Origin of the sequence: Paractinoplanes atraurantiacus, assembly GCF_900215205.1 — a bacterium.
GTDB classification, from domain to species: domain Bacteria; phylum Actinomycetota; class Actinomycetes; order Mycobacteriales; family Micromonosporaceae; genus Actinoplanes; species Actinoplanes atraurantiacus.
The window spans coordinates 27,861-53,727 of sequence record NZ_OBDY01000021.1 but is presented as its reverse complement, the minus strand read 5'-3'; the positions used below and the strand labels follow the sequence as shown (position 1 = coordinate 53,727).

Below are 25,867 nucleotides of genomic sequence, written 5' to 3'. Positions count from 1 at the left end.
CCATCATGCATCGATGAGCTTCGAGTGGCAGACGGTCTGGCGAACCACAACAGACCTCGACCCACGCCTGCTCCGCCGATGGCATGCGGGGCCGCTGACCGCGTTCGCGTGGCACTCGGACGACCGGCGACCGTTGTTGGCTGTCGGTTGCCGGGACTGGGTACGCATCTGGGACCTCGTCTCGGGGCCGGTGCTCGATCTGCCCGTGGACACGATGGTGTTGAGTCTGGCGTTTGCCTCCTCGGATGCCGGACCGGTACTGATCAGTGGCGACCTTGACGGGCTTCGCGTCTGGAACGTCGAGTCGGGTGCCCTGGTCGCCTCGGATCTCGGCCTCGGGCAGGTGCGTGATCTCGGCGTGGTCGAGACTAGCGCCGCGATAGCGGCCGGACGGCTGGTCGACGGCCGCCCGGTCGCGATGGCCGGCGGACGGGCATGACCGGCTCACCATGATCGAGAACGGGCGAATCCGACTCTCGATCCGGTGAACGGATCGGCGCGGCTCACCGCGACGGCCAGGCGCGTGGCGTGAACTGGCCCCAGACGAAGTACAAGTTCGGTGACGTCCAGCTGGCTGTGGTGGCGGGTGCGGCTGTGGGATCCCGAGACGTCGGCGCCGGCCGGGCCGTCCCTGGCCGGGCCGGTCTCCGCGGCCCGTCTGAGATCTGTGCGGTGGCAGGGGCGGGAGATGCTTCTGACCGGCTCGGAGGACGAAGGAGTCGTGGCGTTGTGGGACCTTGACCAGCCGGTCGACCGGGCTCCTGGCCATGAGGAGCGGATCATCCGTATCTCCCGCGCGGAACCGGCCGATGTCATCGTCAGCATCGACGACGCCGCGGTGATGGTGGCTCGTGACTGTGCCGACGGCAGTGTGCTGAGCAGGGTCGCGGTTCCCGGCTTCGAGCGACCGCACTTCGTGCAAGCCTGGTCCGGCGGTGCCGGCTTGGCCGCGGCCTTCGGGGCGGGCAACGACCACCACCCCGATCCCTGCCTTCATCGGGTGGATCTGCCCTCCGGGGAGCTGTGCCGTCCCGAACCGGACCTCGGGGTCAGCCGGATCCGCCGCGCGCTTCGAACTCGGGTAAACGGCCAGGCCGTGCTGGTCACGTTGGCTGGACACAAGCGTCCGCGGGTATGGCGAGCGGATGATCTCGAGATCCTCGGCGAGGTGGCGACGGAAGTCGAGTTCGCCAGCGGCTTTGTCTCGGCGACCACATCCGACGGCCGTCCTGTTCTGGCCGTCACCACCCGGTCCGACGGGATGTTGATCTGCCCTCTCGACGACCTGACCGCTCCGCCGCTGGTCGTTCCGGCGGTCGGCGACGACGTGGCGATCGCGGCCGTCGGTTCCCGCGTCGTGGTGCGCCGGCGCGACGGCGCGGCCCCGCGGGCCTGGGACACCTCGGGGAATCTGCTGGCTGCCGGGGTGCGGCGGCCGTCGCCGGTCACGCACGCGGCCGTGCGGTCGTGGCCTCAGGTGTACGTGGCTCACGCGGACGACACGGTCTCTTTGGTCGACCTGGAGGCCGGGCGAGATGTCGGCCCGCCGCTGCTGCTGCCGGGATATGAGGAAGGCCGGTGCCGGGGGATCCCCTGGCACCGGCCTTCGAAAATGAAAGGTCGGTCTACGGCGTTGCTACGGGCGGCAGCTCAGTTGGCGATGGTCAGGGTCTGGGCGAGGGCGCACACCGCCAGCAGGCGGCACAGGACCCAGTCGCTCTCCGACCAGTCGATGACGGTGACCGGCGGGCGCCAGCCGTGGGTGAAGGCAGCGTCGCGGACGCCCTCGGCGTAGGCGGCCAGCAGGACCGCGGTGAGCGGGCGGACGTCGGCCGACAGGCTGTCGCGGATGCCCGCGGCGTGCTGGTCGACGATGGCCATCAGGCCGGGGTTGGCGTCGGCGGCCGGGAGGCCGGAGACACCCACCGTGTCGTGCAGCTCGGTCAGAGCGGCGTGGGCGGAGCGGAGAGCAGCACGGGCGGCGGCGCCGGAGAACAAACCATTCATGAGAAGAAAGTTAGAGACGCCGGGGTAGCTGACGGTTCTCCGAACGGGTGCAGCTCGGTTGAAGCTGTTCTCGCGGGGAAAGATCCGAGCATGGATGAGAACCACCGCCGGCCGGCGGGCCTGGACGACACCACTGTCGAGGCGCTGGGCAAGCTGAGCGAGGCGCTGGAGACGACCGAGCACGCCCGCGGGCACCTCTACGCGATGCATCAGCTCACGGGGGCGGCGGACTTCCAGCTCGACGAGGCCGTGTCGCTGCTGCGCGAGGCCGGGCACGACGCGCTGGCCGACCGGGTCGAGGAGGAGCTCATCGGGCGCAACGTCATCCCCGGCCGCTGGACGTTCCAGATCATCGAGGAGTACGACGACGGGTACTACGCCGAGTTCCGCGCCCTCGAGAAGGCGGCGCGGGACGAGCTGGCGGCCGGGCGGCGCCATCTGTACGAGGCTGAGCTCAAAGAGAAGCGCCGCACCCATGGGCGACCGGGCCACGAGTCTCGCTGAGGGCGAGCGTGGCCACGAAAAAGCGGGCCCGAAGGCCCGCGAACAGCTGTTACTCGACCGGCTCGACGGCCGGGCGGCGGCGCTGGGCGTCGTCGGCGAGGATGACGGTGGCCACGACCAGGGCGACGACGACGGCGAAGAGCCAGGAGGCGTCGTCGACGAATTTGGCGGCCAGCGGGGCCTGGAAGGCGGCCAGGAGGAAGCCCAGCCAGGCCAGTTGACGCTGGCGGTCGGTGAGGAATCCGGCAGAACGCATTCGGACAGTCTGGCTCGGAAAGGGCGGATCGCCGTCACCCGTTCGGCCGATTTTGCGTTGGTCCGATCGTGCCCCGAGTGTTGCGTCAAGGTCGCTCAACATCGTTGTTTCTGCTGGTCGGAGCCTTGCTCCTGGGTGGCTGTCAGAAGCCCACGATCGCTTCGCAAGCCCCCGGCCGAGTGGCCGTGGGAGCGCTCCAAGGGCGTACCCAGGCGATTTTGGTCGTTGACGACGCCGCCTCGCGGGTGCAGGTGATCATGGCCAGCCTGCCGGGTTTGCTCTATCGGGTCAGCACACCGGCCGGCGCCGGCCTGGAGCCACATGTCCGTGTGGAGGGCATGTCGGTGCGGGCCGGCCTGCGGGCCACCGGGACCGATGGGCCGCACGAGGTGCGCATCGTGCTCAACCGGGACGTCCGCTGGGGCATCCGGCTGCCCGCAGGGGCGGGGGAGCAGCAGCTCGACCTGGCCCGGGGCCGTGTCACGCGGGTCGACCTGGGCGCCTCCGGGCTGATCGAGCTGCGCCTGCCCGAGCCGGTCGGCACGGTGCCGGTCACGCTGGCCGGCGGCGTGGGAACGCTCTCGGTCACCATGCCGGCCGGTGCGCCGCTGCGGATCGGGCTCGACCAGGGCGCCGGCTCGGCCACCACGCCCTGGACGGTCGCCGAGTCGCTTCCGGCCGGGACCTATCTCGGACCCGCGATCTGGCCGGCGGCCCGGCATCGCTACGCGCTGCGGGCCATCGACGGGATAGGTTTCCTGACCGTACGCAGGTCGACCACCCAGTCCGGCAAGCCGCGGGCCTAGTTCGGCCCGGTGTGGGGCGTGGTGCCCGGGCGGTCGGTCGTGACCTCCGTACCCTCCTCGTTGTCCGAAGGGTCGTTCTGCCCGTCGGTGTCCCAGGAGGCCATCGCCTTGTCGAGCTCGGCGAGGGGCAACTTCTCCTCGTCGCGCCACACGCCGTCGTCTGCGGGATGCGTCATGATCCGTACATACCCGTTCCCGGCACACGAAAACGGCCGCCCGAAGGCGGCCGTTCGCGATGAGATGATCAGGCGCCGGGGCGGTCGACCTGGCCGCGCCAGCCGCCCGTCTCCATGCCGCCACGGTTCTCGATGTACTCCTTGAACCGCTTGAGGTCGCCCTTCACGCGGCGGTCGACGATGCCGAGCTTGTCGCCCGCGTTCTCGACCAGGCCCTGCGGGTCGTAGTCCATCTGGACCGTGACCCGGGTGTGCGTGTCGTCGAGCCGGTGGAAGGTGACCACGCCGGCCTGCTTCTCACCCTCGGTCGACTTCCAGGCCACCCGCTCGTCCGGGAGCTGTTCGGTGATCTCGGCGTCGAACTCCCGCTTGACCCCGGCGATCTCGGTCTTCCAGTGCGTGTGGGTCGCGTCGAGCTGACGGATCTCGTTCACGCCCTCCATGAACCGGGGGAACTCCTCGAACTGGGTCCACTGGTTGTAAGCGGCTCGCACCGGCACGTCGACGTCAACGGACTCGGTAACCGTACTCACGGTGTCTCCTCCTCATGATGTTTCCCCGCCTTGCTGCCTTCAGACGTGCCCGGGGAGGAAGGAGCTAAACGCGGGGCGAGCGGAGTTTGTGGATCTTCGTCGCCGGCCTGGCGCAGCCGCTGGCGCAGAATCTCGGCGTTGACCTGCACACCGAGCAGCAACGCGGTGTTGGACAGATAAATCCAGACGAGGAACGCCACAATGGCGCCGAGGCTGCCGTACGTGCGGTTGTAGGACCCGAAGTTCGCCACGTACAGGCCGAAGCCGAACGACGCGAGCGACCAGGCTCCCAGCGCCACCGCACCGCCCACGGTCAGCCAGCGGAAGCGGGGCGTCTTCACGTTCGGCGCGATCCAGAACATCAGCGACAGCACCACCATCGCGATCACCACCAGCACCGGCCAGCGGCCCACCGACCACACCTGCCGGGTCGTCTCGCCGGCGTGCAGGGCGTTGCCGACCGCGTCCACCAGCGGGCCGCTGATCACCAGACCGGCACCGACCGCGGCCAGCAGCACGAGGGCCACCGCGGCCAGCACGATCTGCAGGATCTCCAGCTTCCACCAGACACGGCCCTCCTGGACCCCGTAGATGCGGTTGGAGGCGCGGGTGAACGTACCCACATAACCCGAAGCCGACCAGACCGCGAGCAGCAGACCGAAGCCGAACAGGACCTTGGCCGAGGACTGCTGGACCAGCAGCGACTGGATCACCGAGATCAGGCTCTCGTTGCCGACCACCGAGCCGATGCCGAGGTCGCGCAGGATGCTCAGGGTCGCGTCGAGCACGGTCGAGCCGTCGGTGACCAGGTTGATCAGCGCGACGATGACGACCAGCGACGGGATCAGCGCCATGAAGCTCTGATAGGTCATCGCGGCCGCGAAGTCGGAGCAGTCGTCCTCGACGTAGCCGACGAGGCTCCGCCAGCCGATCGAGCGCCAGCTCCGCCAGCTCAGCTGACGCAACTTGCGGGGGAGGGGCCGGGGCGTGATGTCCGCGGCGTGCGCCTCGGATTCCCGGTCGAGCGTCGGCTCAGCCACTCTCCGGCTGCTACCCGGGCGCGATGAGTGACAAACGCCGCCGGAAGGGTACGACGTACGCGATGGAGACTGCAGACGCGATCATCGTGGGCGCGGGCCACAACGGCCTGGTCGCCGCCAACCTGTTGGCCGACGCCGGATGGTCGGTGGTGGTGCTCGAGGCCACCCCGCAGCCCGGCGGGGCGGTGCGGTCCGGCTTCGTGACCGCGCCCGGATATCTCAGTGACCTTTTCAGTTCCTTCTACCCCCTCGGATACGCGTCGCCGGTGCTGCGCGACCTGCACCTCGACCTGGAGTGGACCCGCTCGCCGGACGTGCTCACCCACCTGCTGCCGGACGGCCGGGCGGCGACGATCAACACCGATGTCGTACGGACGATGGAGTCGGTCGAGCGGTTCGCGCCCGGTGACGGCGAGCGCTGGAAGAACGCGTACGACGACTGGCGCAACGTCTCGGCCCCGATGCTCGACACCATCCTCACACCGTTCCCGCCGGTGCGCGGCGGTCTTTCGCTGTTGCGCGCACTGGGCAGTGTGGACGCGCTGCGGCTGGCCCGGCGGCTGGTGCTCTCGGTGCGGGAGCTGGGCTCGGAGCTGTTCAGCGGCGAGGGCGCGACGCTGCTGATGGCCGGCTGCGCCCTGCACACCGACCTCTCGCCGGAGGAGGCCGGCGGCGGCGTCTACGGCTGGCTGCTGGCCATGCTCGGCCAGGAGCACGGCTGGCCGGTGCCGGTCGGCGGCGCCCAGCGGATCACCGACGCCCTGGTCTCGCGATTGCGATCAAAGGGCGGCGAGATTGTGTACGACGCCCCGGCCGCCCGGGTGCTGATCGCGCGCGGCACGGCCGTCGGGGTCAGAACGGCCGGCGGCCGCGACTTCCGGGCCCGGCGGGCCGTGATCGCCGACGTGCCCGCGCCCGCCCTGTACCTCGACCTGGTCGGCGAGCGCTGGCTGCCGTCGCGGCTGGTCGAGGATCTCGCCCACTTCCGCTGGGACGGCGCCACGGTCAAGGTCGACTGGGCCGTCCGTACGAAGATGCCCTGGAAGAACCCGGCCGCCGCGGGCGCCGGCACCGTGCACCTGGGCGCCGACCTCAACGGCCTCACCCGCTACGCGGCCCGGCTCGCCACCGACCAGGTGCCGGACCACCCGTTCATGCTGCTGGGCCAGATGACCACGGCCGACCCGGGCCGCTCACCCGAGGGCACCGAATCGGTCTGGTCGTACACCCACCTGCCCCACCGCGAGCACTGGGAGCCCGACGAGATCGCCGCCCACGTCGACCGCATGGAGGCGACCGTCGAGGAGTACGCCCCGGGCTTCCTGGCCCAGGTCGAGGGCCGCAACGTCTACTCACCGGCCGACATGCAGCGCGAGAACCCGTCCCTGGTCGGCGGTGCCCTCGGCGGCGGCACGGCGGCCGCCTTCCAGCAGCTCTTCCTGCGCCCGATCCCCGGCATCGGACGCGCCGACACCCCGGTCGACCGCCTCTACATGGCCAGCTCGTCGGCCCACCCGGGCGGCGGCGTCCACGGCGCCCCCGGCGCCAACGCGGCCCGGGCCGCCCTGGCCCGGTACCGCGTCCCCGGCTACCGCTCAGTCATCAACGGGGCGCATCGCGCTGTGTATGGCGGGTAGAGCGCTCGGCGATGTCGGCCAGGCGGCGCAGGGTCTCGATGTTGCGGCGGTGCAGCACCAGGTCGTTGAGCTTGTTGCGCACCGCCAGCAGCGGGCCGCGCTCGAAGTCCTCCTCGATCGTCACCTTGGTCGCGCCGCCGGGCGCGGGCTCGAGCTTGATGTCGACCACGGCCTCGCCCAGCGGCCAGAGGCCGGCGTTGAGCCGGAGCCGCTTGTCCGGCTCGACGATCAGCACCTCGGACTTGTCGTGCAGGGAGAGCGGCCATGGTCCGGCCTTGTGGTGCAGACGGCTGCCCACGGCGGGCCAGCTCTCGTCGACGTCACGGATGTGCACGGTGCCGACCACCCAGTCGCTGTAGGTCCAGCCGTCGGCGAGGACGGCGAACACACGATCGGGCGGGGCCTGGACGGTACGCTGCACGATAGCCACGGCCAGGACATACCCTACGGGAACAGTCTGTAACGGATAGGTCAGGTTTACGGATGTTGCCGTAGGGCAAGGTCTCCGGCGAACACCTGCCCGACCGGAGGGACCACGTGCGCATCGCCATGATCTCCGAGCACGCCAGCCCCCTGGGCGACGGCGGCCAGCACACCCACGTCGCCGATCTCTCCACGGCTCTGGCCGAGATCGGTCACGAGGTCCGCGTCTACACCCGTCGCGACTCACCGGACGTCGCCGACGTGGTCACCACGCCGGGCGGCATCCACGTCGTCCACATCCCCGCCGGGCCCGCCCGCGCGGTGCCCGCCGACCTGCTGCTCCCGCACATGGGCGAGTTCGCCCGCCTGCTCGAGGACGAGTGGCGCACCGGCGACTGGCACCCCGACGTCGCCCACGCCCACTTCTGGACCAGCGGCCTGGCCGCGGTCACCGCCGCCCGCCAGTTCGGCATCCCGGTGGTGCAGTCGTTCCACGAGCTCGGGCTGCCCTCGCTCAGCGGCGGCGCCGACCGGCCCTCGCGCTCGGGTTACGAGCGGGCCCTGGGCCGGGCCGTCGACCGCGTCGTCGCCCAATCGCAGGACGAGGTCAGCGGCCTCGTACGCATCGGCGTGCCCCGCGCCCGCCTGACCGTCGTTCCGGCCGGCGTCGACAGCATCCGGTTCAGCCCCGAGGGCCCCGCGGTCGAGCGTGACCCCGAGCGCCCCCGCATCCTCTCCGTCGGCAAGCTCGTCGAGCGCAAGGGTTTCGGCGACGTCATCCAGGCCATGCGCTACGTGCCCGGCGCCGAGGTGGTCGTCGTCGGCGGCCCGCCGGCCGAGGAGCTCAAGGCCGACCCGGGCGCGGCCACGCTGCGCGCGCTGGCCGAGAAATTCCAGGTCGGCGACCGGTTCAAGCTGGTCGGCCGGGTGCCGTCACGGGAGATGCCGGCCTGGTACCGCTCGGCCGACCTGCTGGTGGCGGCCCCGTGGCAGGAGCAGTTCGAGCCGGCGGCCCTGGAGGCCATGGCCTGCGGCGTCCCGGTGATCGGCACGACCGTCGGCGGTCTGACCGAGACGGTGGTCGACGGCCTGACCGGCGACCTCGTGCCGCCGCGTGACCCGCGCGCGCTCGGCGGCGCCCTGCGGCGCCTGGTCAACGACAAGGTCCGGCGCTTCGCGTACGGCACGGCGGCCCTCGACCGCGCCCGCCAGGCCTATTCCTGGAAGCGCGTCGCGGCCCAGATCGGCTCGGTCTACTCGGCCGTCACCGGCTCGCGCCGCGGCAGCAACACCGAAGCAATGGTCTGACCTCGGGCCGCTGCCTTTCCGACAGTCGCCGAGGCGACTGAGGCCTTCGGCCCGCGCCCGGGCATGGTGACGCTGGGGACATGCCGATCCTTCAGCGTGTCACCTGTCCGGACGACCCGAGGCTGATGCTCGAGCAGCGCATGTGCGTCGCACCGGTGTCGAAGATCGTCAAGGGCCGCCTCACCGAGCCCGAGCCCGAGCGGCGCGAGTGCGAGGACCCACGGTGCCTGACCCTGACCACCCGGCAGACGTTGGAACTGTTCCTGGATCCGTTCGACTGCGACGACCCGGACGTGTCCCGGCCCCTGCTGAACGGCGGCATCCGGGTGACCGACCTGGTGCACGTCTTCGACCGCAGTGGTCAGGGCCGTGGGTTCCACAGCGGTGAGTTCCGGTGGGAGGCGGGCCCCCTACTGGCGTTCGGCCGGTTGTCGGGCATCACCAACGCCGGCACCCACCACGAGCCGGTGATGGACTGCCAGCGGTGCGAGGACCCCGGCTTCCTCCAGGGGCGGCTCTGCGGCTCGATCGCCCGGGCCGAGGACCCCGCGCTGCGCGGCGCCCAGATCTTCGCGAACTACGCGCTGCGCGCCGACCGGGTGGAGGGCGACGGCCTCCACGCGCAGGACGTGCGGGGCACGATCGAGGGCGTGCTCGTCCGCGGTTGCGGCTGCTGCTAGGCGGGCAGCGGTGGAGGTTCGCATCCACCAACCGGTGGATGGAGGGTTTCGCTTGCCGGTCGATTCGGGACACCCGTTGTGACCGCGATTCTCGATGCATGACAGTCATCGAGGTCCAGAATCTGCGAAAGGCGTACGGGGACACCGTCGCGGTGCGGGACGTCTCGTTCTCGGTCGAGCGGGGAGAGATCTTCGGCATTCTCGGCCCCAACGGTGCCGGCAAGACGACCACGGTCGAGTGTGTCAGCGGTCTGCGCAGGGGTGACGGCGGCACGATTCGCGTGCTCGGCCGGGCGCCGGCCGACACCGAGCTGCGCCGGCTGGTCGGTGTGCAGCTGCAGGAGAGCCAGCTGCCGGACAAGCTCAGCGGGCGTGAGGCGCTCGAGCTCTTCAGTTCCTTCTATCCGAGCCCGGCCGACTGGCAGGCGCTCGCCCGTGATCTCGACGTGCCGCTGGCCACCCGCTACGCCAAGATGTCGGGCGGTCAGAAGCAGCGGCTGTCGATCGCGCTCGCGCTGGTCGGCAATCCCGAGATCGCCATCCTGGACGAGCTCACCACCGGGCTCGATCCGCAGGCTCGCCGCCACACGTGGGGTCTCATCGAGGCCGTCCGTGATCGGGGGGTGACGATCCTGCTGGTCACGCACTTCATGGAGGAGGCCGAGCGGCTCTGCGACCGGCTGGCGGTGATCGACCACGGTGCGGTCGTCGCGCTGGACACGCCGGCCGGGCTGATCGCCGGGACCAGCACCGAGCAGCGGATCCGCTTCCGCCCGTCGGCGCCGGTCGACACGGCGCTGCTCGAGGCCCGCCCGGAGGTGCGCCAGGTGGTGCGGCACGGCTCGCAGCTCGAGGTGGTCGGCACCGGCAACCTGCTGCACGCGGTCACCTCGGTGCTCGCCGTCAACGACATCATCGCCAACGACCTGCGCATCGAGCAGGCCAGCCTGGACGACGCGTTCGTCCGGCTGACCGGCCGGTCCGACTCGGGGGAGTAACCACCATGCGCGTGTTCACCAAGTTGACCCTGACCGAGCTGCGGCTGTTCCTGCGGGAGCCGATGTCCGCCTTCTTCGTCATCATCTTCCCGACGGTGCTGGTGGTCATCCTCGGCTGCATCCCGGCGTTCCGGGAGCCGCAGGACAGCCTGGACGGCGGCCGGGTCATCGACCTCTACGTCGGCATCGCGGTGGTGCTGACCCTGGCCATGGTCGCCATCCAGATCGCGCCGGCCGTGCTGGCGACCTATCGGGAACGCGGGGTGCTGCGCCGGTTCGCCACCACGCCGGTGTCACCGCTGAAGCTGCTCGGCGCGCAGCTCGTGACGAACCTGCTGTGCGCGGTCGTCGCCACCGGGCTCGTGCTGGCGGTCGGCCGGATCGCCTTCGACGTGCCGCTGGCCTCGCAGTTCGCCGGCTTCGTGCTCACCTTCCTGCTCAGCGCGGCCGGCGTGCTGGCGATCGGCCTGGTCATCGCCGCGCTGGTGCCGTCCGGCAAGGCCGGCAACTCGGTCGGCACGTTGCTGTTCTTCCCGCTGATGTTCTTCGCCGGGCTGTGGACACCGCGCGAGGTGATGCCGGAGGCGCTGCGCACCGTCGCCGACTTCACGCCGCTGGGCGCGGCCGAGCGTGCCCTCAACGACACCATGACGGGACATTGGCCGGCCGCGATCTCGGTTACGGTTCTTCTCGGGTACGTGGTGGTGTTCGGGTTCCTCGCGGTCCGATGGTTCCGCTGGTCCTGAGAGGGTTGACGGTGACGGTCATGGCAGCGGGCAGAAAGTCGGATCGGCTGATCACGGTAGTGCCGTACATAGCCCTGGTCTGTTCGATCGGTCTCATCGCGCTGGGTGACCTGGCCGGCGTCCCGCACCAGCCGTGGCCGGTCATCGGCGGCGCGCTCGCCGTGACCGCGGCCTGGCTGTTCTGGTGGGTCACGATGCACCCGGAGTGGGAACAGCATCGCGGCAAGATGGCCGTCTTCTTCGGCGGCCTGATCGTCTTGATCTTCGTGCTCGTCTGGTCCAGCCCGCTGTTCGGCTTCTTCGCCTGGACCGGCTACCTGTTCACGGCGTACGCCTTGCGGAGCCGGTGGATGGTCGCGGGCGGCGTGCTGGTCGCGATACCCACCGGCCTCTCCCAGGCGGGCGGCTTCTACGTGCTCGACGAGAAGTCGGCCTGGCCGGTCATCGCCGTGCTGCTCGTGATCAACATCGGCGTCTCCGGACTGATGATCAAAGTGACGGCCAAGGCCGACGAGCGGGCCGCCCGGCAGGTCCAGGTCATCGACGAGCTGGCCGAGGCCAACGCCAGGCTGGCCGAGGCGCTCAAGGAGAACGAGGGCCTGCACGCCCAGCTGATGGTGCAGGCCCGCGAGGCCGGCAAGCTCGACGAGCGGCAGCGGATGGCCGGCGAGATCCACGACGTGCTCGCACAGGGGCTGACCGGCATCGTCACCCAGCTCGAGGCGGCCGGCTCGCCCGGCGCCGACCGCGACCGGCATCTCGAGGCGGCCAAGAAACTGGCCCGCGACAGCCTCACCGAGGCCCGCCGCTCGGTGCACGCGCTGCGGCCGCGCACGCTCGACGCGGCCGCGCTGCCGGACGCGATCGGCGAGGTCATGACCAGCTGGTCGCGGCTCAGCGGGGTCGGCGCCGAGCTGGTCACCACGGGCCCGGCCCGGCCGCTGCTGCCCGAGATCGAGACGACCCTTCTGCGTACGGCGCAGGAGGCCCTGGCCAACGTCGCCCGGCACGCGTCGGCGGAACGGGTGACGCTCACCCTGTCCTACATGGAGGATGTGGTCACCCTGGACGTGCACGACGACGGCGCCGGCTTCGACCCGGCCGCCCCGCGCACCAGCGGCGAGAAGGGCGGCTACGGCCTGGTCGCGATGAAGGAGCGGCTGCGCCGCATCGCGGGCACGCTCGAGGTGGAGTCGGAGCCGGGCGGCGGCACGGCGCTGTCGGCCTGCGTGCCGGCCCTGTTCGCCGGGGCCGCCGCGTGATCGGCCTGCTGATCGTCGACGACCATCCGGTGGTACGCGACGGGCTGCGCGGCATGTTCGCCGGCGACGACCGGTTCGCCGTGCTGGGTGAGGCCGGCGACGGCCAGGAGGCGCTGGCGGTGGCCGGCTCGGTCGACCCGGACGTGGTCCTGCTCGACCTGCGGATGCCGGTCATGGACGGGGTGAGCACGATTCGCGCGCTCGCCGGGCAGGGGTCGCGGGCGCGTGTGCTGGTGCTGACGACGTACGACACCGATAGTGACGTTCTTCCGGCGATCAAAGCGGGTGCGACCGGCTATCTGCTGAAGGACACGCCGCGGGAGGAGCTCTTCCGGGCGGTCGTGGCGGCGCATCGGGGCGAGTCGGTGCTGTCGCCGGCGGTGGCCGGGCGTCTGATGGGGACGCTGCGCTCGCCGGCCAAGGAGCCGCTGAGTCAGCGCGAGGTCGAGGTGCTCAAGCTGATCTCCCAGGGGCACTCGAACCGCGAGGCGGCCAAGCTCCTGCACATCAGCGAAGCCACGGTGAAGACGCATTTGCTGCACGCGTACGCAAAGCTGGGCGTTCGCGACCGGGCGGCGGCGGTGGCGGCCGCTTTCGAGCGCGGCCTGCTCTGACGTCGTCCCGGCTACTGGGAGAACTTGCCACGAACACTCTCCGTTTCCTATTCTCACCAAACCAACTTGGTATGTGGGATATCTAGGGAAACGGCGGTTAGGGACATGCGCAAGCTCTTGCTCCTCGCCCTGGTCGGCCTGGGCGCCCAGCTGGTCGACGGCAGCCTGGGCATGGCCTACGGCGTCACCTCGACCACGTTGCTGCTGGCGATCGGCACCAGCCCGGCCGCCGCCTCGGCCACCGTTCACCTCGCCGAGATCGGCACCACCCTGGTGTCCGGGGTGTCGCACTGGAAGTTCGGCAACGTCGACTGGAAGGTCGTCCTCAAGATCGGCGTACCCGGCGCGATCGGCGCGTTCGCGGGCGCGACCTTCCTGTCGAACCTGTCGACCGAGACCGCGGCCCCGCTGATGTCGATCATCCTGCTGGCGCTGGGCCTGTACGTCTTCATCCGCTTCACCACGCAGGGCCTGCCCAAGGACCGTCTCGGCAAGCCGCTGCGCAAGCGGTTCCTGGCCCCGCTCGGCATCGTGGCCGGCTTCGTCGACTCCACCGGTGGCGGCGGCTGGGGCCCGGTCGGCACCCCGGCCATCCTGGCCAGCGGCCGGCTCGAGCCGCGCAAGACCATCGGCTCCATCGACACCAGCGAGTTCCTGGTGGCGGTGGCGGCCAGCCTCGGCTTCATCGTCGGCATCGGCAACGAGAACATCAACTACACCTGGGTGCTGGCCCTGCTGATCGGCGGCGTCATCGCCGCCCCGATCGCCGCCTGGCTCGTCCGGCACATCCCGCCGCGGGTGCTCGGCTCCCTGGTCGGCGGCCTGATCATCCTGACCAACACGCGCACCCTGCTGCGCAGCGACTGGATCGACGCGCCGGACGGCGTCCGCTACACCTTCTACGCGGTGATCTACGTCGTGTGGGCGGCCGCGATCGCCTATTCGGTCGCGCAGTACCGCAAGCACCGCGCCGAGGACGAGGCCATCATCGCCGAGGCCGAGGCGCTCGTCGCCACCGACGACCGCCCCGACGAGAAGACCCCGGCCCCGGCCGCCTGACCTTCTCGGTCACCCTTTCCCGCTATGCCGGGGTCCCCCGGTAGGTGCCGAACTGCCAGAGGTTGCCCTCGGGGTCGCGGGCCGCGAAATCGCGGGAGCCGTAGTCGGTGTCGTAGGGGGCCTTGATGATGTCGGCGCCGGCCTTGGCCGCCCGCTCGTGCAGGGCGTCGATGTCGTCGGCCACCACGTAGCAGCCGAAGGTGCCCGGCTGGAGCTTCCAGATGCCGCCGTCCTTGACGTCGCCGAGCATGATGCCGCCGCCGAGCGGCCAGGCCAGCTCGGCGTGGGCCACCCCGGACTCGTCGCCGTGCACGACGGTCTCGGTGAAGCCGAACGCGTCGACGAGGAAGCGGATCAGGGCACGCGCGTCGGTGGCCACCAGCGTCGGCCACACCTGAGGTCGAGGTTCAGTCATACCGCTCATGGTGCGCGGCCGCGCCGGCCATGGCTTGGACAAAACCGAACTCGTCGGCCAGCCACTCTGATGGCGCGCATCCGGCGAGCGCGTGGAACTCGCGTACAAGATGGGACTGATCGAAGAAACCGAAGCCGGAGGCGAGGTCGGCGAACCGGGTGCCCGGACGCAGAGCCCGGCGCGCCCGGTCGAAGCGCGCCACCCGGGCCGCCTCCTTGGGCCGCAGCCCGACCTCGGCCCGGAAACGATCGGTGAGGTGACGCCCGCTCCAGCCCACCTCAGCCGCGACCGCGGTGACACTCACGTGGCCCGTCACCAGACGCTTCCAGGCGTACGCGACCTCGGGCCTGACCACCTCACGCGTCCCCATCCGGCGGCACAGCGCCCCGTCGACCACCGCGAACCGCTCCGGCCACGACCCCGCCGCGGACAGCCGCTCCCGGATCTCGGCGATCAGAGCGGCATCGAGCACGGCCGACGCCGGAACGTCCAAGCTTGACAATTCGCCCGCCGGCACACCGAGCAGCGCCCGGCACCCCAGCGGCCGCAGAGCCACCTGCACCCCCGACTGCCGTCCCTCGTGACGGATGATCGCCGGTCCCAGATGGAGCCCGCCGATCAGCGCGTCATAACTGCCGGCCCGCTGCCGCGGATCCGGATGGGCGTCGACGATCAACGGCTCGTCCATCGTGAAGATCAGTGTCAGGTGCGGCGACGGCAGCCCTCGATGCAGCCCGGGAGCGATGCCACGCTGCCGATATCCCGAATAGAAGGCGACATGCGGCCGCAGCCGGGCCGACGGCCACCCGCTCGCATACTCGTCGACGACGGACACGTGTCGAGCATGACACGATGCGACGATGCCGAATGCCACAGTGATCGGAGCGGGAGTGGGCGGCCTCGCCGCGGCGGTGGCCCTGACCCGCCAGGGCTGGACGGTCACGGTCCTGGAGAGGGCCGCCGCCCTCGAGAACGTCGGAGCCGGACTGGCCGTCGCCCCCAACGGCCTGCGCGCCCTCGACGTGCTCGGCCTGGGGGAGCGGGTGCGCGCGCAGGCCGCCCTCCAGGGCACGGCCGGGATCCAGCGCCCCGACGGCCGCTGGATCTCCCGCACCGACGCCTCCGCCGCCGAGACCCGCTTCGGCCTGCCCACGATCGTCATCCACCGGGCCACCCTGATCCAGCTGCTGTCCGAGGCCGCTGTGTCCGGCGGCGTCACGCTCCGCCTGAACACCCCGGTCGAGGACGCCGAAGTGCCGGGTGATCTTGTGGTTGCGGCCGACGGGCTTCATTCGGCCGTACGGCGAAAGCTCTTCCCGAGCGCGCCGGGCCCCACCTACACGGGCATGACGAGCTGGCGTTTCATCGTGCCCAGGCCCGCCGGCGAGCTGGAGATGTCGGAGACGTGGGGCGACGGCGCCGTGGTCGGCGTGGTCAACCTGGGCGACGACCGCGTCTACTGCTACGCGACCGCACCGGCCCCGCCCGGCGAACGGGCCGACGACGAACGCGCCGAGCTGCTGCGCTGGTTCGGCGGCTGGCACGAGCCGATCCCGTCGCTGATGTCGGCCGCCACCGAGATCATCCGTACCGACATCCGCTGCCTGGACACGCCGCTGCCGGCCTTCCACAAGGGACGGGTGGCGCTGCTGGGCGACGCCGCCCACGCCATGACCCCGAACCTGGGCCAGGGCGCCTGCCAGGCCCTGGAGGACGCCGTGGTGCTGGCCGCCCACGCCGGCGACCTGGCGGCCTACTCGGACCAGCGGGCACCGCGCACCGCGGACGTCGCCGCCGCGTCCCGGCGCGTCGGCCGCCTGGCCGGCTTGCGCGGCCCGGCGGCGTCCCTGCGCAACGCGGGCATGGCGGTCGCCGGCAAGCTCGGCCCCAACCTGGTGTTGCGCCAGATGGACCCGGTCTTCAGCTGGCGGCCGCCGCCCGCGCGCTGATCAGTCGGTAAGCGAGCCGGCGGCCGCCGCCCGCGTGCTGATCAGTCGGCCAGCGCCTTGGCCAGGTCGTCGCGGAAGGCGCGCTCGTTGTCGGTGACGGTCTCGCCGCCGATGCCGAGGACGCCGCCGGTGGAGGCGGCGCCGACGACGCTTTCCGCGATCTCGACGAGCCAGTGCTTGTACGTCTCGGCGTCGGCCTGGTCGGCCTTGACCGTCAGCAGGGCGTTCGCCTCGGCGGCCCGGCCCAGCACGTCCTCGGCGTACGCGATCGGGTCACCGGGCTCGATGACCGGCGGCTCCTCGCCCAGGTCGGGGTCGCCGACCCGGGACACGATGGCGCCGGCCACGGCCACGACGAGCGGGCTGGCCGAGGCGCGGGCGTCCGAGATGACGTCGAGGCCGGCCGCGCTCTCCTGCCGGGTCTTGCGCGTGCTGTCCGGCGAGGCGGCGCTGGCCGCGGTGAGCACCGACTGGGGAAGGCCGACCAGCAGCCCCCACTCGGCGTCGGTGAAGCCCAGCTTCGAGTACAGCGGCTCGTCACTCACAGGTGATTCCTTACGTCCGGCGGTCAGTAGGCCCCTGCTCTTATACCCCACCGACACGTTCCCGACGCGGCGGGCACGGGCGTCGTCAGACCTTCAGAACGTCGATGTCGTACAGGGCGACCGAGGCATCGCGGGAAACAAGCGTCAAGCCTTCCGTGGCCGCCTGGGCCACCAGCATGCGGTCGAACGGGTCTCGGTGGTGAAGGGGCAGGCGTCCCGCGGCGATGGCGTGACTGCTGGTGACCGGCAGCTCGCGGAAGCCGATGTCGCGCACTCGTTCGGCCAGATCAGCTGGGCCGGCGAGCTTGCCTGTGGCCTGCTTGATGGTGATTTCCCACAGGCTGACCGGCGACAGGTAGATGTCAGGATCGTGGCGTAGCCGGTCCAGGAAGTCCTCGCCCAGGGTGTCGTCGCCAGTGATCGCCCACAAAACGACATGGGTGTCGAGAAGCAAGCTCATTCGCCGAGGCCGAACTCTGCGGCGATCTCGGCATTTGTTGCTGGTGAGTCCCAATCATCCGACAAGTCGAGCTTGCCAGAAAGTGAGCCGATGGCCGTGCGGTTGACCCGGCGCACCAGGGGCACGACCTTTGCTACGGGGGTTCCCGCACGGTCGATGATGATCTCTTCGCCGTGTTCGACCCGCTCGATGATGCGCGAGAGATGCGTCTTGGCGTCGTGCATGTTGTAGTGCACTGCTTCTGCTGACATCGCCCACCTCCGCGGTTAGCTAACAGCTTAGTCGACCGCGCCTGGTGGATGCGGGCCCGGACGCCGGCGGCCGGCCCTCCGGCCCGGGGCGCCGGCGTCCGGGCCGGTCTCAGGCGGCCAGCGGCTGGGGCTCGGGGGTGGGTACCACCGTGCCGGCGATGAGTTCGGCGGCGGCCTGGCCGCAGGCCCGGGTGGCGCCGTAGGTGGCGATGTGGATCGCGCCCAGCACCGTCACCGGCAGGCCCATCTCGACGACGATCGCGTCGGGGCGGGCGGCCAGCAGCGTGGTCAGGGCCTCGGCCTGCCACGGGTGGCGGTGGACGTCGCGGGCCACCACCACGAGCGGGCGGTCGCCGGCCGCGGCCAGCGCGGCGGCCGGGTCGTCGTCCTCGGTCAGGCGGGCCGTCTCGGTGCCGGGGAGCAGCTCGTCCAGCGGGGCGCTCAGGCCCCACGGGGTCTCGGCGCCGATGGCGATGTTGCGGGGCGGGGCGAACTCCACCACGTACGCCGGCGCGGTGATCGGCAGGGTGGGCGCGTCCTCGGTGCGGGTCACCCGGACGGCCCGGCGGGCGGCGTCGAAGCCGATGCCGATACCGGACGCCGCAGAAAGCCCGTCCAAGACCGCCCCACCGCCGCCCTTGACCGGACTGAAGGCCATCGACACCACCTCGGGGCCCGCGTCGGCCACGGCCCGGGCGCCGGTCGCGGTCTGTGTGCGGGTGGTCCACTCGCCGAGCTTGCGGACGCGGGCGGCGGCGTCGCGCAGCCGCTGTTCGGGCAGGGTGCCGTCGAGCACCGCGGCCACGATGGCGTCGCGCAGCTCGGTCGCCGTGTGCTCCTCGGCGTGGTCACCGCCGACGCAGATCGCGTCGACGCCGGCGGCCAGGGCGCGGACGGTGGCGCCGGTCAGGCCGTACTTGCGGCGCACGCCCTGCATCTCGATGCCGTCCGTGACGATCAGGCCCCCGAAACCCAGCTCCTCGCGGAGCAGGCCGGTGAGGATGCGGCGGCTGAGCGTCGCCGGGAGTTCTTTGTCGTACGCCGGTACGAGCAGATGACCCGTCATGACCACCTGGACGCCGGCCTCGATCGCGGCCCGGAACGGCACCAGCTCACAGTCGGCCAGCTGCTGCCGGTCGCGGTCGATGAGCGGTACGTCGTGGTGCGAGTCGACGCTGGTGTCGCCGTGGCCGGGGAAGTGCTTGGCGCAGGCGGCGACGCCGGCCGCCTGCAGGCCGCGCACGAAGGCGGCCGAATGGCGAGCGACCAGCTGCGCCTCGGCGCCGAAGGCCCGTACACCGATGACCGGGTTTGCGGGGTTGCTGTTGACGTCGGCGTCGGGCGCGTAGTCGAGCGTGATGCCGGCCTTGGCCAGGTCGTCGCCGAGATCGCGGGCGACGGCCTCGGTCAGCGCGGCGTCGTCGATCGCGCCCAGCGCCAGGTTGCCCGGGCGGGAGCTGCCCAGCCGCGACTCGAAGCGGGTGACGTCGCCGGCCTCCTCGTCGATGGCGACCAGGACGTCCGGGCGCTCGGCCCGCAGCTGTGCCGTCAGCGCCGCGACCTGGGCCGGCGACTCGACGTTGCGGGCGAACAGCGCGACACCGCCGAGCCCTTCGCCGAGCCAGCGGCGGACCCAGTCGGGTGCGCTGGTGCCGACGAATCCCGGCTGGAGCACCGTCGCGGCAAGCTCCGGCAATTCGCCAAATTTCGGCATTTGTCCCCCGTACGTCCCGGTTGCCTGGTCGCGTGCGGTCCCAATGGTCACATCGCTCCGCGATTTAGTCAACAAACCTTTCTATTAGCTGGGACATGGCCGGGGCTCGGTAGGCTGTCGCCGTGACTGCCATCCCCCTCGCCGCCTCGGGTGTCGACTGGTCCGAGGTGCATGCCGTCCGCCTGCTCGGCGTCGCCCTGGCCGCGCTGATCCTGCTCTGGGCGATCCGCCGCATGTTCGGTGGCAAAAAATAGGGGTATCTCCGGCGGTATGCGCATCGGATACTTCCTGTCTTGCGAGGAATACACCCCGGCCGAGCTGATCGAGCAGGCGCGCGGCGCCGAGCAGGCCGGCTTCCAAGCCCTCTGGATCTCCGACCACTACCACCCGTGGGTGGACGCCCAGGGCCAGAGCGCCTTCGTCTGGTCGATGATCGGCGCGCTCAGCCAGGCCGCGCCCAGCCTGGAGATCACCACGGCGGTGACCTGCCCGACCGTACGCATCCACCCGGCCGTGATCGCCCAGGCCGCCGCCACCAGCGCCGTGCTGACCGGTGGCAAGTTCCGGCTGGGGGTCGGCACCGGTGAGGCTCTCAACGAGCACATCTTCGGCGACGCGTGGCCCGAGTTGGACGTACGGCTGGAAATGCTCGAAGAATCCATCGAGATCATGCGGGGTCTGTGGGAGGGCGGGAACTACTCGCACCACGGCAAGCACTACACAGTGGAGAACGCCCGGATCTACACGCTGCCGTCGTCGCCGGTCGAGATCCACATCTCCGGGTTCGGGCCCAAGGCGACCGAGGTGGCCGGGCGACTCGGCGACGGCTACGTGAGCGTCATGCCCGACGCCGACCTCGTGTCGCGTTTCCGCTCGTCCGGCGGCGGCAAGAAGGTCGTCCAGGGCGGGTTCAAAGCCGCCTTCGCCTCGTTCGAGGAGGAGGGGGCGCGTATCGCGTACGAGAAATGGCCGAACTCCGGCGTGCCCGGCGAGCTCTCCCAGGTGTTGCCGTCGCCCAAGCACTTCGAGCAGGCGTCCGAGCTCGTCACCCAGGACATGGTCAAGGAGAGCTTCGTCTGCGGCAACGACCCGCGAGCCCACCGCGAGATGATCGAGAAGTACGAGAAGGCCGGGTTCGACGAGGTGTACGTGGCCAACACCGGGCCGAACTACCAGGGGCTTTTCGACCTGTACGCCAAGGAGATCCTCTAGGCGTTTGCGGAGCCGGACACCGGGGCACAATGGCCGCTCGATGAAGATCCCCGTCTACGGACCCCGCCTGCGCAAGGTCGCCCGCAAGCACTTCGGGTGGCCCTCCCTGCGCCCCGGCCAGTTCAAGCCGATGCGCGCCGTGCTGCGGCGCCGCGACGCCCTGGTCGTCCTGCCCACCGGCGCCGGCAAGTCGGCGATCTATCAGATCCCGGCGGTCCTGCTGCCCGGCCCGACCGTGGTGATCTCGCCACTGCTCGCGCTGCAGCAGGACCAGATCGCCGCCCTCAACGAGCGCGACGACCCGGCCGTCCGCGCCGTGCGGGTGAGCTCGGCCGAGACGCCGGCGCAGCAGCGCGCGGCCATCGCCGAGATCGCCGAAGGGAAGGCGGAGTTCCTCTTCATCACCCCGGAACAGCTCAGCGACCCGGAACGGATGGCCGAGGTGCGCGCGCTGCGGCCCGGCCTGGTCGCGGTCGACGAGGCGCACTGCATCTCGTCGTGGGGCCACGACTTCCGCCCCGAGTTCCTCGCCCTGGGCGACCTGATCAAGGGCATCGGCCGCCCGCCGGTGCTCGCCCTGACCGCGACCGCCTCGCCGCCGGTCCGTGACGACATCATCGAACGGCTGCACCTGAACAAGCCCGAGATCCACGTGTCGGGCCTGGACCGCCGCAACCTGTTCCTGGAGGCGGCGTACTGCCCCGACGAGAACTACCGCTGGCGCAAGCTGACGGCGCTGTTGGACTCGGCCGCCCGCCCCGGCATCATCTACGTGCCGACGCGCCGCGCGTCGGAGGAACTGGCGGAGAAGCTGACCGAGGCCGGCTACCCGGCCGAGTTCTACCACGGCGGCATGGCCGGCGGTGCCCGCGAGCAGAAGCACGAGGACTTCACGAACGACAAGGTCGACATCATGGTGGCCACGTCGGCGTTCGGCATGGGCATCGACAAGCCCAACATCAGGTGGGTGGCCCACATGGCCCTGCCCGACTCGCCCGACAGCTACTTCCAGGAGATCGGCCGGGCCGGCCGCGACGACGATCCGGCCCAGGCGCTGCTGCTGTGGCGGGCCGAGGACGAGGCCATCCAGCGCTTCTTCAACGGCGGCGCCCCCGACGAGAAGGAGCTGCGCGAACTGGCGGCCGCCGTCCGATCCGGCCCGTCGACGAAAGCGGAGCTGAAGGAGAAGACGGGCCTGGGCCCGAGGAAGCTGTCGGCCTACCTGGCCCTGCTGGAAGAAGTGGGAGCGTCGGTGACGGGCCGGGGCAACCGCATCACGGTGCCGGTCTTCGCCCCTCTGCCGGCGGCGGCAGCGGCCGCGGCCTTGAAGGTCCACGAACGCCAGCAGACGCTCGACAGCTCCCGAACCGACATGATGAGGGGCTTCGCCCAAACCCGGGCCTGCCGTACGCAGACACTGCTGGCCTACTTCGGCGAGGAGCTGAAGAAGCCGTGCGGCCACTGCGACAACTGCGCCGAGGGCTCGGCCGAGGAGATCGAGCAGGCTTCGGGAGACGAGCCGTTCGCCATCCACAGCAAGGTCCGCCACGCCGAGTGGGGCGAGGGCATGGTGATGGGTTACGAGGAGGAGCGGGTGACGGTCCTGTTCGACGAGGTCGGCTACAAGACCCTGTCGGTGCCGGTCGTCCTCGAGAACACCCTACTGACCGCGGTGTGAGGCCCACTCCTCGAAGCTCGTCCACCCGGCGCGGGCCGCACCGAGCGGAACCAGCGAGTCCCGCACGATCGGCACCCCGAAGTAGCTCGCGCCGGCGCTCGGCTTGACCGGCCGCTCGTCGCCCTGAGCGGCGAGCACCGGCCCGACGAACCGGGCGAAGGGCGCGCGCTCCGGCCCGGCGACCTCGACCGCACCACCGACCGGTGCGGCCAGGACGACCTCCACGAGAATCCCGGCGACATCGGCCGCGGCGATCGGCTGGAGGTCGGCGGTGGGCAGAACGATCACGTCGTCCTGGGCCATGCCGGCGCCGATGGTGCTCAGGTTCTCGAAGAACTGGGTGGCCCGCACGACGGTGAAGGGAAGCCCCGACTCGGCGACGAGCCGCTCCTGCGCGGCTTTGGCGTTCAGATAGCCCGGGTACGGGAGCCGGTCGACCCCGACGATCGACAGCACCACGTGGTGCCGCACCCCGGCCGCTCGCCCGGCGTCGAGCAGAGTGCGGGTCGAGGTGGTGAAGAAGTCCATGACCACGTCGGGCTCGAAGACCGCCCGATTCGTCACGTCGACGACGGCGTCGGCCCCCGCGAACGCCTCGGCCACACCTTGCCCGCTGATCGTGTCCACGCCGGCCTGCGGCGCGGCGACCACCGCGTCGTGCCCGCGCCCCCGCAGCAACTCGACAACCTGCGACCCGATGAGCCCGGTACCCCCGGCGACGACGATGCGCATGATTCCACCCCTGACTCGGGCCACCCTGTGCCCGCAACGTTGAAGATCGACAACATCGTGGTGACCACGCCGGTGCACGAAAACGTGACAGGCGAGGGCCGGGGCCGGGCTCTACTGCGTGACGCGGGCGGCGAGTGCCTTCCGGGCCCAGGCGAAGGACATGCGGTGGGATTCGCGCTTGGAGTCGACGCTGGGCTCGTCGACCTCGATCATGAAGTCGCCGTCGTACGAGGTGGGGATGGCGGCCAGGACGGCGTCGAAGTCGACCACGCCCAAGCCCGGTTCGGCCCAGAGGCGCTTGGATGCCGTGGCCTCCCGGTAGGACAGGGTGCGGTTGGTCAGGTGGTCGGGGAAGCAGTCCTTGATGTGGATGCCGCCCAGGCGGTCGGCGTAGCGGTGGATGAACGGGGCCGGGTCGATGCCGGCCCAGCGCAGGTGGCCGGTGTCGGGGCCGAAGCCGATCACGTCGGGGCCCAGGTCGTCCAGGAGGCTGGTGATGTCGTGTTCGGTTTCGAAGATGCCGCCCACGTGGGAGTGGTGCAACGGGCGCAGGCCCTCGGCGGCCAAGGCGCGGCAGATTTCGCCGCACATGTCGATGGCTCTTGTCAGGCGTGACGCGTCGAAGCCGGCGCCCACCGCCGGGTGCTCGAGGCGTTCCGGGCGGCCCATCGAGGAGACCATCGTGCGGTCCAGGCCCAGGGCCACCTGGGTGGCGGCGAAACGCTTGGCCTTCTCGATCTCGCCGGGGAGGCTGACCGTCTCGTCGAACGGGGAGTTGAAGAGGCTCAGCGACGGTTGCAGACCGTAGCCGGCTATCCAGCCACGGTACGCGTCGGCGGTCATGTCGTCGGGAACGTCGGCTTTGACCGCCGTGAATCCGATCTGCTGGAAGTCGGCGAACGCCTCGGCCAGGACGGCACGCGTCTTGCCGGCGGTGGCCCAATAGGGGATGGGGTTGGCGGCTATGCGGCTCATGCCAGTTTCACCGGCTTTCCGGTGCGGGCCGACTCGTAGGCGCCGGTGATGGCGGCTATCGATTGGCGGTTGGTTTCCAGGTCGACCACCAGGCGGTCGGTTCCTTCCAAGGCGCCCAGGAAGTTCAGGTATTGCAGGCGGTGGGCGTCCGAGAGGGAGCCCGGGTTGGCGGCGGCCACGGAATCGGTGTCGGTGGCCGACACGGTCCGGGTGCCGCCCATCAGCTTCTCCTCGATGGACTCCCCGACGGGGGTGGCGTGGAAGAAGGCCAGCTGGTCGTTGTCGATGACGGCGGAGCCGCGGTCGCCGTGCACGTGCAGGCGGGCGCTCAAGCCGGGGTAGGCCGACGTGGTGGCGTGCAGGACGCCGAGCGCGCCGGACTCGAAGCGGACGACACCGGCCGCCACGTCCTCGACCTCGATGCGCTCGTGGGCCAGCGTGCCGGCGTACGCGAAGACCTCGACGGGTTTGCCCAGGGCGGCCACCAGCAGGTCGACCGTGTGGACGCCCTGGTTCATCAGCGCACCGCCGCCGTCGAGGTCCCACGTGCCGCGCCAGTCGCCGGAGTCGTAGTAGCTCTGGCCGCGCCACCAGTCGATCGCCGCGATACCCGAGCTGACTCGCCCGAACTCTCCAGCGGCGATAGCGGAGAGGACGCGCACCGTCGACGGATCGAAGCGATGCTGCGAGATCACCGTGACCAACTTGCCGGCCTTGTCCCGGGCGCGAATGATCTCGTCGGTACGCGCGACGGTGATCTCGGCCGGCTTCTCGATGATGACGTGCTTGCCGGCGGCCAGCGCTTCGATCGCCACCGGGCCGTGCAGGCCGGTCGGCGTGCAGACGACCACGATGTCGATCTCCTCGGCGGCCAGGGCGTCACCCAGGGACGGGTAGGGCCGTCCGCCGTGGACCGAGGTCAGCGTGGCCGCCCTTTCGACGACCACGTCCGCGACCGCGACGAGTTCCACGGCGGCGGAAAGCTGACTGATGACCATTCCGTGATGGCGCCCGATGACGCCGGCGCCGGCCAGGGCGATGCGGTAGCGGCTCATGCGTACTCGATCTCCTCTTTCTTCAGCAGGCCGGTGAAGGCCTGCCACGCGGTGCGGAACAGCTCGGGCCCGGAAAAGCCGCCGTGGGCGTGCCCCGCCGCGAGGTGCGGCTCCAGCGAGAAGAACCCGTCGAATCCGTCGTGGCGCAGCGCCCGAATGGTCGCCGCGAGCTCGCCGTCGCCCTCACCGGCCGGCACCACCGTGCCGTCGGCGAACAGAGCGTCCTTGATCTGTATGTACTCCACGTGCGGCCGCAGCATCGCGTAACCGTCCGTGTAGGGCCGGACGCCGACCTGCACGAAGTTGGCCGGGTCCCAGGCCAGCCGCAGATAGGGCGAGCCGACCGACCGGATCAGGTCGAGGCAGCGTGCGGGCACGTCCCCGTAGATCTCCTTCTCGTTCTCGTGCAGCAGGATCAGGTCGGCCTCCTCGGCCACCCGCACCAGCGCCCGCATCCGCTCGATCACTTCGGAGCGGTGGTCGGCCGGATCCGCGCCGGGCCGCAGGAAGAACGAGAAGATCCGGATGTACGGGGCGTCGAGCAGCTTCGCCACCTCGGCCGCGTGCCGCATCCGTTCGAGATGCGGCGCGAAGTCCTCGTCGATGAAGATCTTCCCGATCGGCGATCCGATGCTGGACACCTTCAGCCCGTACCGCGAAAGCGTCTTCCGCATCTCGGCGAGTTGCGAGCCGGACAGGTCGAGGATGTTGACGTCCCAGGCGCTGCGCACCTCGAGATGGCGCAGGCCGAGCCCGGTCGCGACCTCGCACTGCTCGGTGAAGTCGGGGGAGATCTCGTCGGAGAAGCCGGAGAGAGTCCACATGGTGCAGC

At 70.7% G+C, this 25,867-nt stretch carries 31 protein-coding genes; 15 read left to right on the top strand and 16 right to left on the bottom strand.

The annotated features are described in order from the left end of the window. The first annotated feature begins 13 nt into the window (after nt 1-13). Nucleotides 14-439 (top strand): WD40 repeat domain-containing protein, encoded by a 426-nt coding sequence (locus tag CRP55_RS34810; RefSeq protein WP_097325911.1) that lies wholly within the window; start codon nt 14-16, stop codon nt 437-439. A 1,211-nt stretch (nt 440-1,650) separates the two neighbouring features. Here CRP55_RS34810 and CRP55_RS34805 read toward each other — a convergent pair. Next, the gene (locus CRP55_RS34805) at nt 1,651-2,007 is read right to left on the bottom strand and encodes a DUF6401 family natural product biosynthesis protein (RefSeq protein ID WP_097325909.1); all 357 of its coding nucleotides are present in this window, start codon (nt 2,005-2,007) and stop codon (nt 1,651-1,653) included. 90 nt (nt 2,008-2,097) lie between these two features. Between CRP55_RS34805 and CRP55_RS34800 the strand changes: the two genes are divergently transcribed. Next, a complete protein-coding gene (locus CRP55_RS34800) occupies nt 2,098-2,511 on the top strand; it encodes a hypothetical protein (RefSeq protein WP_097325908.1) in 414 nt (137 codons plus the stop codon). A 49-nt stretch (nt 2,512-2,560) separates the two neighbouring features. On the opposite strand, the gene CRP55_RS34795 is transcribed toward CRP55_RS34800, so the two are convergent. Next, nucleotides 2,561-2,767 (bottom strand): hypothetical protein, encoded by a 207-nt coding sequence (locus CRP55_RS34795; protein WP_097325906.1) that lies wholly within the window; start codon nt 2,765-2,767, stop codon nt 2,561-2,563. Between the two features lie 218 nt (nt 2,768-2,985). On the opposite strand from CRP55_RS34795, the gene CRP55_RS34790 reads away from it, so the two are divergent. After that, a complete protein-coding gene (locus tag CRP55_RS34790) occupies nt 2,986-3,573 on the top strand; it encodes a hypothetical protein (RefSeq protein ID WP_245923570.1) in 588 nt (195 codons plus the stop codon). Here CRP55_RS34790 and CRP55_RS34785 read toward each other — a convergent pair. From CRP55_RS34785 to CRP55_RS34775, 3 genes are all read right to left on the bottom strand, one after another. Then, nucleotides 3,570-3,749, bottom strand: a complete 180-nt coding sequence (locus tag CRP55_RS34785) for a hypothetical protein (RefSeq protein WP_097325902.1) — start codon at nt 3,747-3,749, stop codon at nt 3,570-3,572. The two genes, CRP55_RS34790 and CRP55_RS34785, sit on opposite strands and share 4 nt — an antisense overlap. Before the next feature lie 68 nt (nt 3,750-3,817). After that, complete coding sequence (locus tag CRP55_RS34780; protein ID WP_097325900.1) at nt 3,818-4,282, bottom strand: SRPBCC family protein; 465 nt, start codon at nt 4,280-4,282, stop codon at nt 3,818-3,820. Beyond that, a complete protein-coding gene (locus CRP55_RS34775; protein WP_245923569.1) occupies nt 4,279-5,322 on the bottom strand; it encodes a YihY/virulence factor BrkB family protein in 1,044 nt (347 codons plus the stop codon). Before CRP55_RS34775 ends, CRP55_RS34780 begins: the two co-directional genes overlap by 4 nt. Before the next feature lie 62 nt (nt 5,323-5,384). On the opposite strand from CRP55_RS34775, the gene CRP55_RS34770 reads away from it, so the two are divergent. After that, on the top strand, nt 5,385-6,959 hold the full coding sequence (locus CRP55_RS34770; RefSeq protein WP_097325898.1) for a phytoene desaturase family protein: 1,575 nt from the start codon (nt 5,385-5,387) through the stop codon (nt 6,957-6,959). Here CRP55_RS34770 and CRP55_RS34765 read toward each other — a convergent pair. Continuing rightward, nucleotides 6,925-7,389, bottom strand: coding sequence for an SRPBCC family protein (locus CRP55_RS34765; protein ID WP_097325895.1), 465 nt, complete (start codon nt 7,387-7,389; stop codon nt 6,925-6,927). The two genes, CRP55_RS34770 and CRP55_RS34765, sit on opposite strands and share 35 nt — an antisense overlap. A 107-nt stretch (nt 7,390-7,496) precedes the next feature. Between CRP55_RS34765 and CRP55_RS34760 the strand changes: the two genes are divergently transcribed. From CRP55_RS34760 to CRP55_RS34730, 7 genes are all read left to right on the top strand, one after another. Then, a complete protein-coding gene (locus CRP55_RS34760) occupies nt 7,497-8,690 on the top strand; it encodes a glycosyltransferase (RefSeq protein WP_097325893.1) in 1,194 nt (397 codons plus the stop codon). An 80-nt stretch (nt 8,691-8,770) separates the two neighbouring features. Then, nucleotides 8,771-9,370, top strand: a complete 600-nt coding sequence (locus CRP55_RS34755; protein WP_097325888.1) for a hypothetical protein — start codon at nt 8,771-8,773, stop codon at nt 9,368-9,370. A 98-nt stretch (nt 9,371-9,468) separates the two neighbouring features. Then, the gene (locus CRP55_RS34750) at nt 9,469-10,368 is read left to right on the top strand and encodes an ABC transporter ATP-binding protein (protein ID WP_097325885.1); all 900 of its coding nucleotides are present in this window, start codon (nt 9,469-9,471) and stop codon (nt 10,366-10,368) included. A 5-nt stretch (nt 10,369-10,373) separates the two neighbouring features. Continuing rightward, nucleotides 10,374-11,114 carry an ABC transporter permease gene (locus CRP55_RS34745; RefSeq protein ID WP_097325884.1) on the top strand — a complete coding sequence of 247 codons (741 nt, stop codon included), beginning with the start codon at nt 10,374-10,376 and terminating at the stop codon, nt 11,112-11,114. 20 nt (nt 11,115-11,134) lie between these two features. Next, nucleotides 11,135-12,376 carry a sensor histidine kinase gene (locus tag CRP55_RS34740; protein WP_097326095.1) on the top strand — a complete coding sequence of 414 codons (1,242 nt, stop codon included), beginning with the start codon at nt 11,135-11,137 and terminating at the stop codon, nt 12,374-12,376. Continuing rightward, nucleotides 12,373-12,990: a response regulator gene (locus tag CRP55_RS34735; protein WP_097325882.1), complete on the top strand. Its 618-nt coding sequence runs from the start codon at nt 12,373-12,375 to the stop codon at nt 12,988-12,990. Before CRP55_RS34740 ends, CRP55_RS34735 begins: the two co-directional genes overlap by 4 nt. A 105-nt stretch (nt 12,991-13,095) precedes the next feature. Further along, complete coding sequence (locus CRP55_RS34730; RefSeq protein WP_097325880.1) at nt 13,096-14,049, top strand: sulfite exporter TauE/SafE family protein; 954 nt, start codon at nt 13,096-13,098, stop codon at nt 14,047-14,049. Between the two features lie 22 nt (nt 14,050-14,071). On the opposite strand, the gene CRP55_RS34725 is transcribed toward CRP55_RS34730, so the two are convergent. Both CRP55_RS34725 and CRP55_RS34720 read right to left on the bottom strand, forming a co-directional pair. Further along, nucleotides 14,072-14,464, bottom strand: coding sequence for a VOC family protein (locus tag CRP55_RS34725; RefSeq protein WP_245923568.1), 393 nt, complete (start codon nt 14,462-14,464; stop codon nt 14,072-14,074). After that, entirely contained in the window at nt 14,457-15,299 is an 843-nt protein-coding gene (locus tag CRP55_RS34720; RefSeq protein WP_097325877.1) for an AraC family transcriptional regulator, read from the bottom strand. Before CRP55_RS34720 ends, CRP55_RS34725 begins: the two co-directional genes overlap by 8 nt. A gap of 25 nt (nt 15,300-15,324) precedes the next feature. Here CRP55_RS34720 and CRP55_RS34715 point away from each other — a divergent pair, with 25 nt between their 5' ends. Continuing rightward, the gene (locus CRP55_RS34715; RefSeq protein ID WP_097325874.1) at nt 15,325-16,413 is read left to right on the top strand and encodes an FAD-dependent monooxygenase; all 1,089 of its coding nucleotides are present in this window, start codon (nt 15,325-15,327) and stop codon (nt 16,411-16,413) included. A 41-nt stretch (nt 16,414-16,454) separates the two neighbouring features. Here the strand turns inward: CRP55_RS34715 and CRP55_RS34710 are convergent, their stop codons facing one another. The 4 genes from CRP55_RS34710 to CRP55_RS34695 all read right to left on the bottom strand — a co-directional run bounded on the left by CRP55_RS34710 (nt 16,455) and on the right by CRP55_RS34695 (nt 19,383). Continuing rightward, nucleotides 16,455-16,958: a hypothetical protein gene (locus tag CRP55_RS34710; RefSeq protein ID WP_097325873.1), complete on the bottom strand. Its 504-nt coding sequence runs from the start codon at nt 16,956-16,958 to the stop codon at nt 16,455-16,457. 85 nt (nt 16,959-17,043) lie between these two features. After that, the gene (locus CRP55_RS34705) at nt 17,044-17,418 is read right to left on the bottom strand and encodes a type II toxin-antitoxin system VapC family toxin (protein WP_097325871.1); all 375 of its coding nucleotides are present in this window, start codon (nt 17,416-17,418) and stop codon (nt 17,044-17,046) included. Beyond that, a complete protein-coding gene (locus tag CRP55_RS34700; RefSeq protein WP_097325869.1) occupies nt 17,415-17,669 on the bottom strand; it encodes a type II toxin-antitoxin system Phd/YefM family antitoxin in 255 nt (84 codons plus the stop codon). The genes CRP55_RS34705 and CRP55_RS34700 overlap by 4 nt, the downstream gene beginning before the upstream one ends. Before the next feature lie 109 nt (nt 17,670-17,778). Then, nucleotides 17,779-19,383, bottom strand: a complete 1,605-nt coding sequence (locus CRP55_RS34695) for a glycoside hydrolase family 3 protein (protein WP_097325867.1) — start codon at nt 19,381-19,383, stop codon at nt 17,779-17,781. A 122-nt stretch (nt 19,384-19,505) separates the two neighbouring features. On the opposite strand from CRP55_RS34695, the gene CRP55_RS55820 reads away from it, so the two are divergent. From CRP55_RS55820 to CRP55_RS34685, 3 genes are read left to right on the top strand one after another with little or no spacing between them, the layout of a single operon-like run. Further along, nucleotides 19,506-19,637 carry a hypothetical protein gene (locus CRP55_RS55820; RefSeq protein WP_281260836.1) on the top strand — a complete coding sequence of 44 codons (132 nt, stop codon included), beginning with the start codon at nt 19,506-19,508 and terminating at the stop codon, nt 19,635-19,637. A gap of 16 nt (nt 19,638-19,653) precedes the next feature. Beyond that, on the top strand, nt 19,654-20,595 hold the full coding sequence (locus CRP55_RS34690; RefSeq protein ID WP_097325865.1) for a TIGR03557 family F420-dependent LLM class oxidoreductase: 942 nt from the start codon (nt 19,654-19,656) through the stop codon (nt 20,593-20,595). 40 nt (nt 20,596-20,635) lie between these two features. Continuing rightward, nucleotides 20,636-22,273 (top strand): RecQ family ATP-dependent DNA helicase, encoded by a 1,638-nt coding sequence (locus CRP55_RS34685; RefSeq protein WP_097325863.1) that lies wholly within the window; start codon nt 20,636-20,638, stop codon nt 22,271-22,273. On the opposite strand, the gene CRP55_RS34680 is transcribed toward CRP55_RS34685, so the two are convergent. From CRP55_RS34680 to CRP55_RS34665, 4 genes are all read right to left on the bottom strand, one after another. Beyond that, nucleotides 22,256-23,005 (bottom strand): SDR family oxidoreductase, encoded by a 750-nt coding sequence (locus tag CRP55_RS34680; protein ID WP_097325861.1) that lies wholly within the window; start codon nt 23,003-23,005, stop codon nt 22,256-22,258. The genes CRP55_RS34685 and CRP55_RS34680 overlap by 18 nt on opposite strands. A gap of 111 nt (nt 23,006-23,116) precedes the next feature. Then, complete coding sequence (locus CRP55_RS34675) at nt 23,117-23,980, bottom strand: sugar phosphate isomerase/epimerase family protein (protein WP_097325859.1); 864 nt, start codon at nt 23,978-23,980, stop codon at nt 23,117-23,119. Further along, entirely contained in the window at nt 23,977-25,035 is a 1,059-nt protein-coding gene (locus CRP55_RS34670) for a Gfo/Idh/MocA family protein (RefSeq protein ID WP_097325857.1), read from the bottom strand. The genes CRP55_RS34675 and CRP55_RS34670 overlap by 4 nt, the downstream gene beginning before the upstream one ends. Next, nucleotides 25,032-25,859 carry a sugar phosphate isomerase/epimerase family protein gene (locus CRP55_RS34665; RefSeq protein ID WP_097325855.1) on the bottom strand — a complete coding sequence of 276 codons (828 nt, stop codon included), beginning with the start codon at nt 25,857-25,859 and terminating at the stop codon, nt 25,032-25,034. The genes CRP55_RS34670 and CRP55_RS34665 overlap by 4 nt, the downstream gene beginning before the upstream one ends. Nucleotides 25,860-25,867 lie beyond the last annotated feature (8 nt).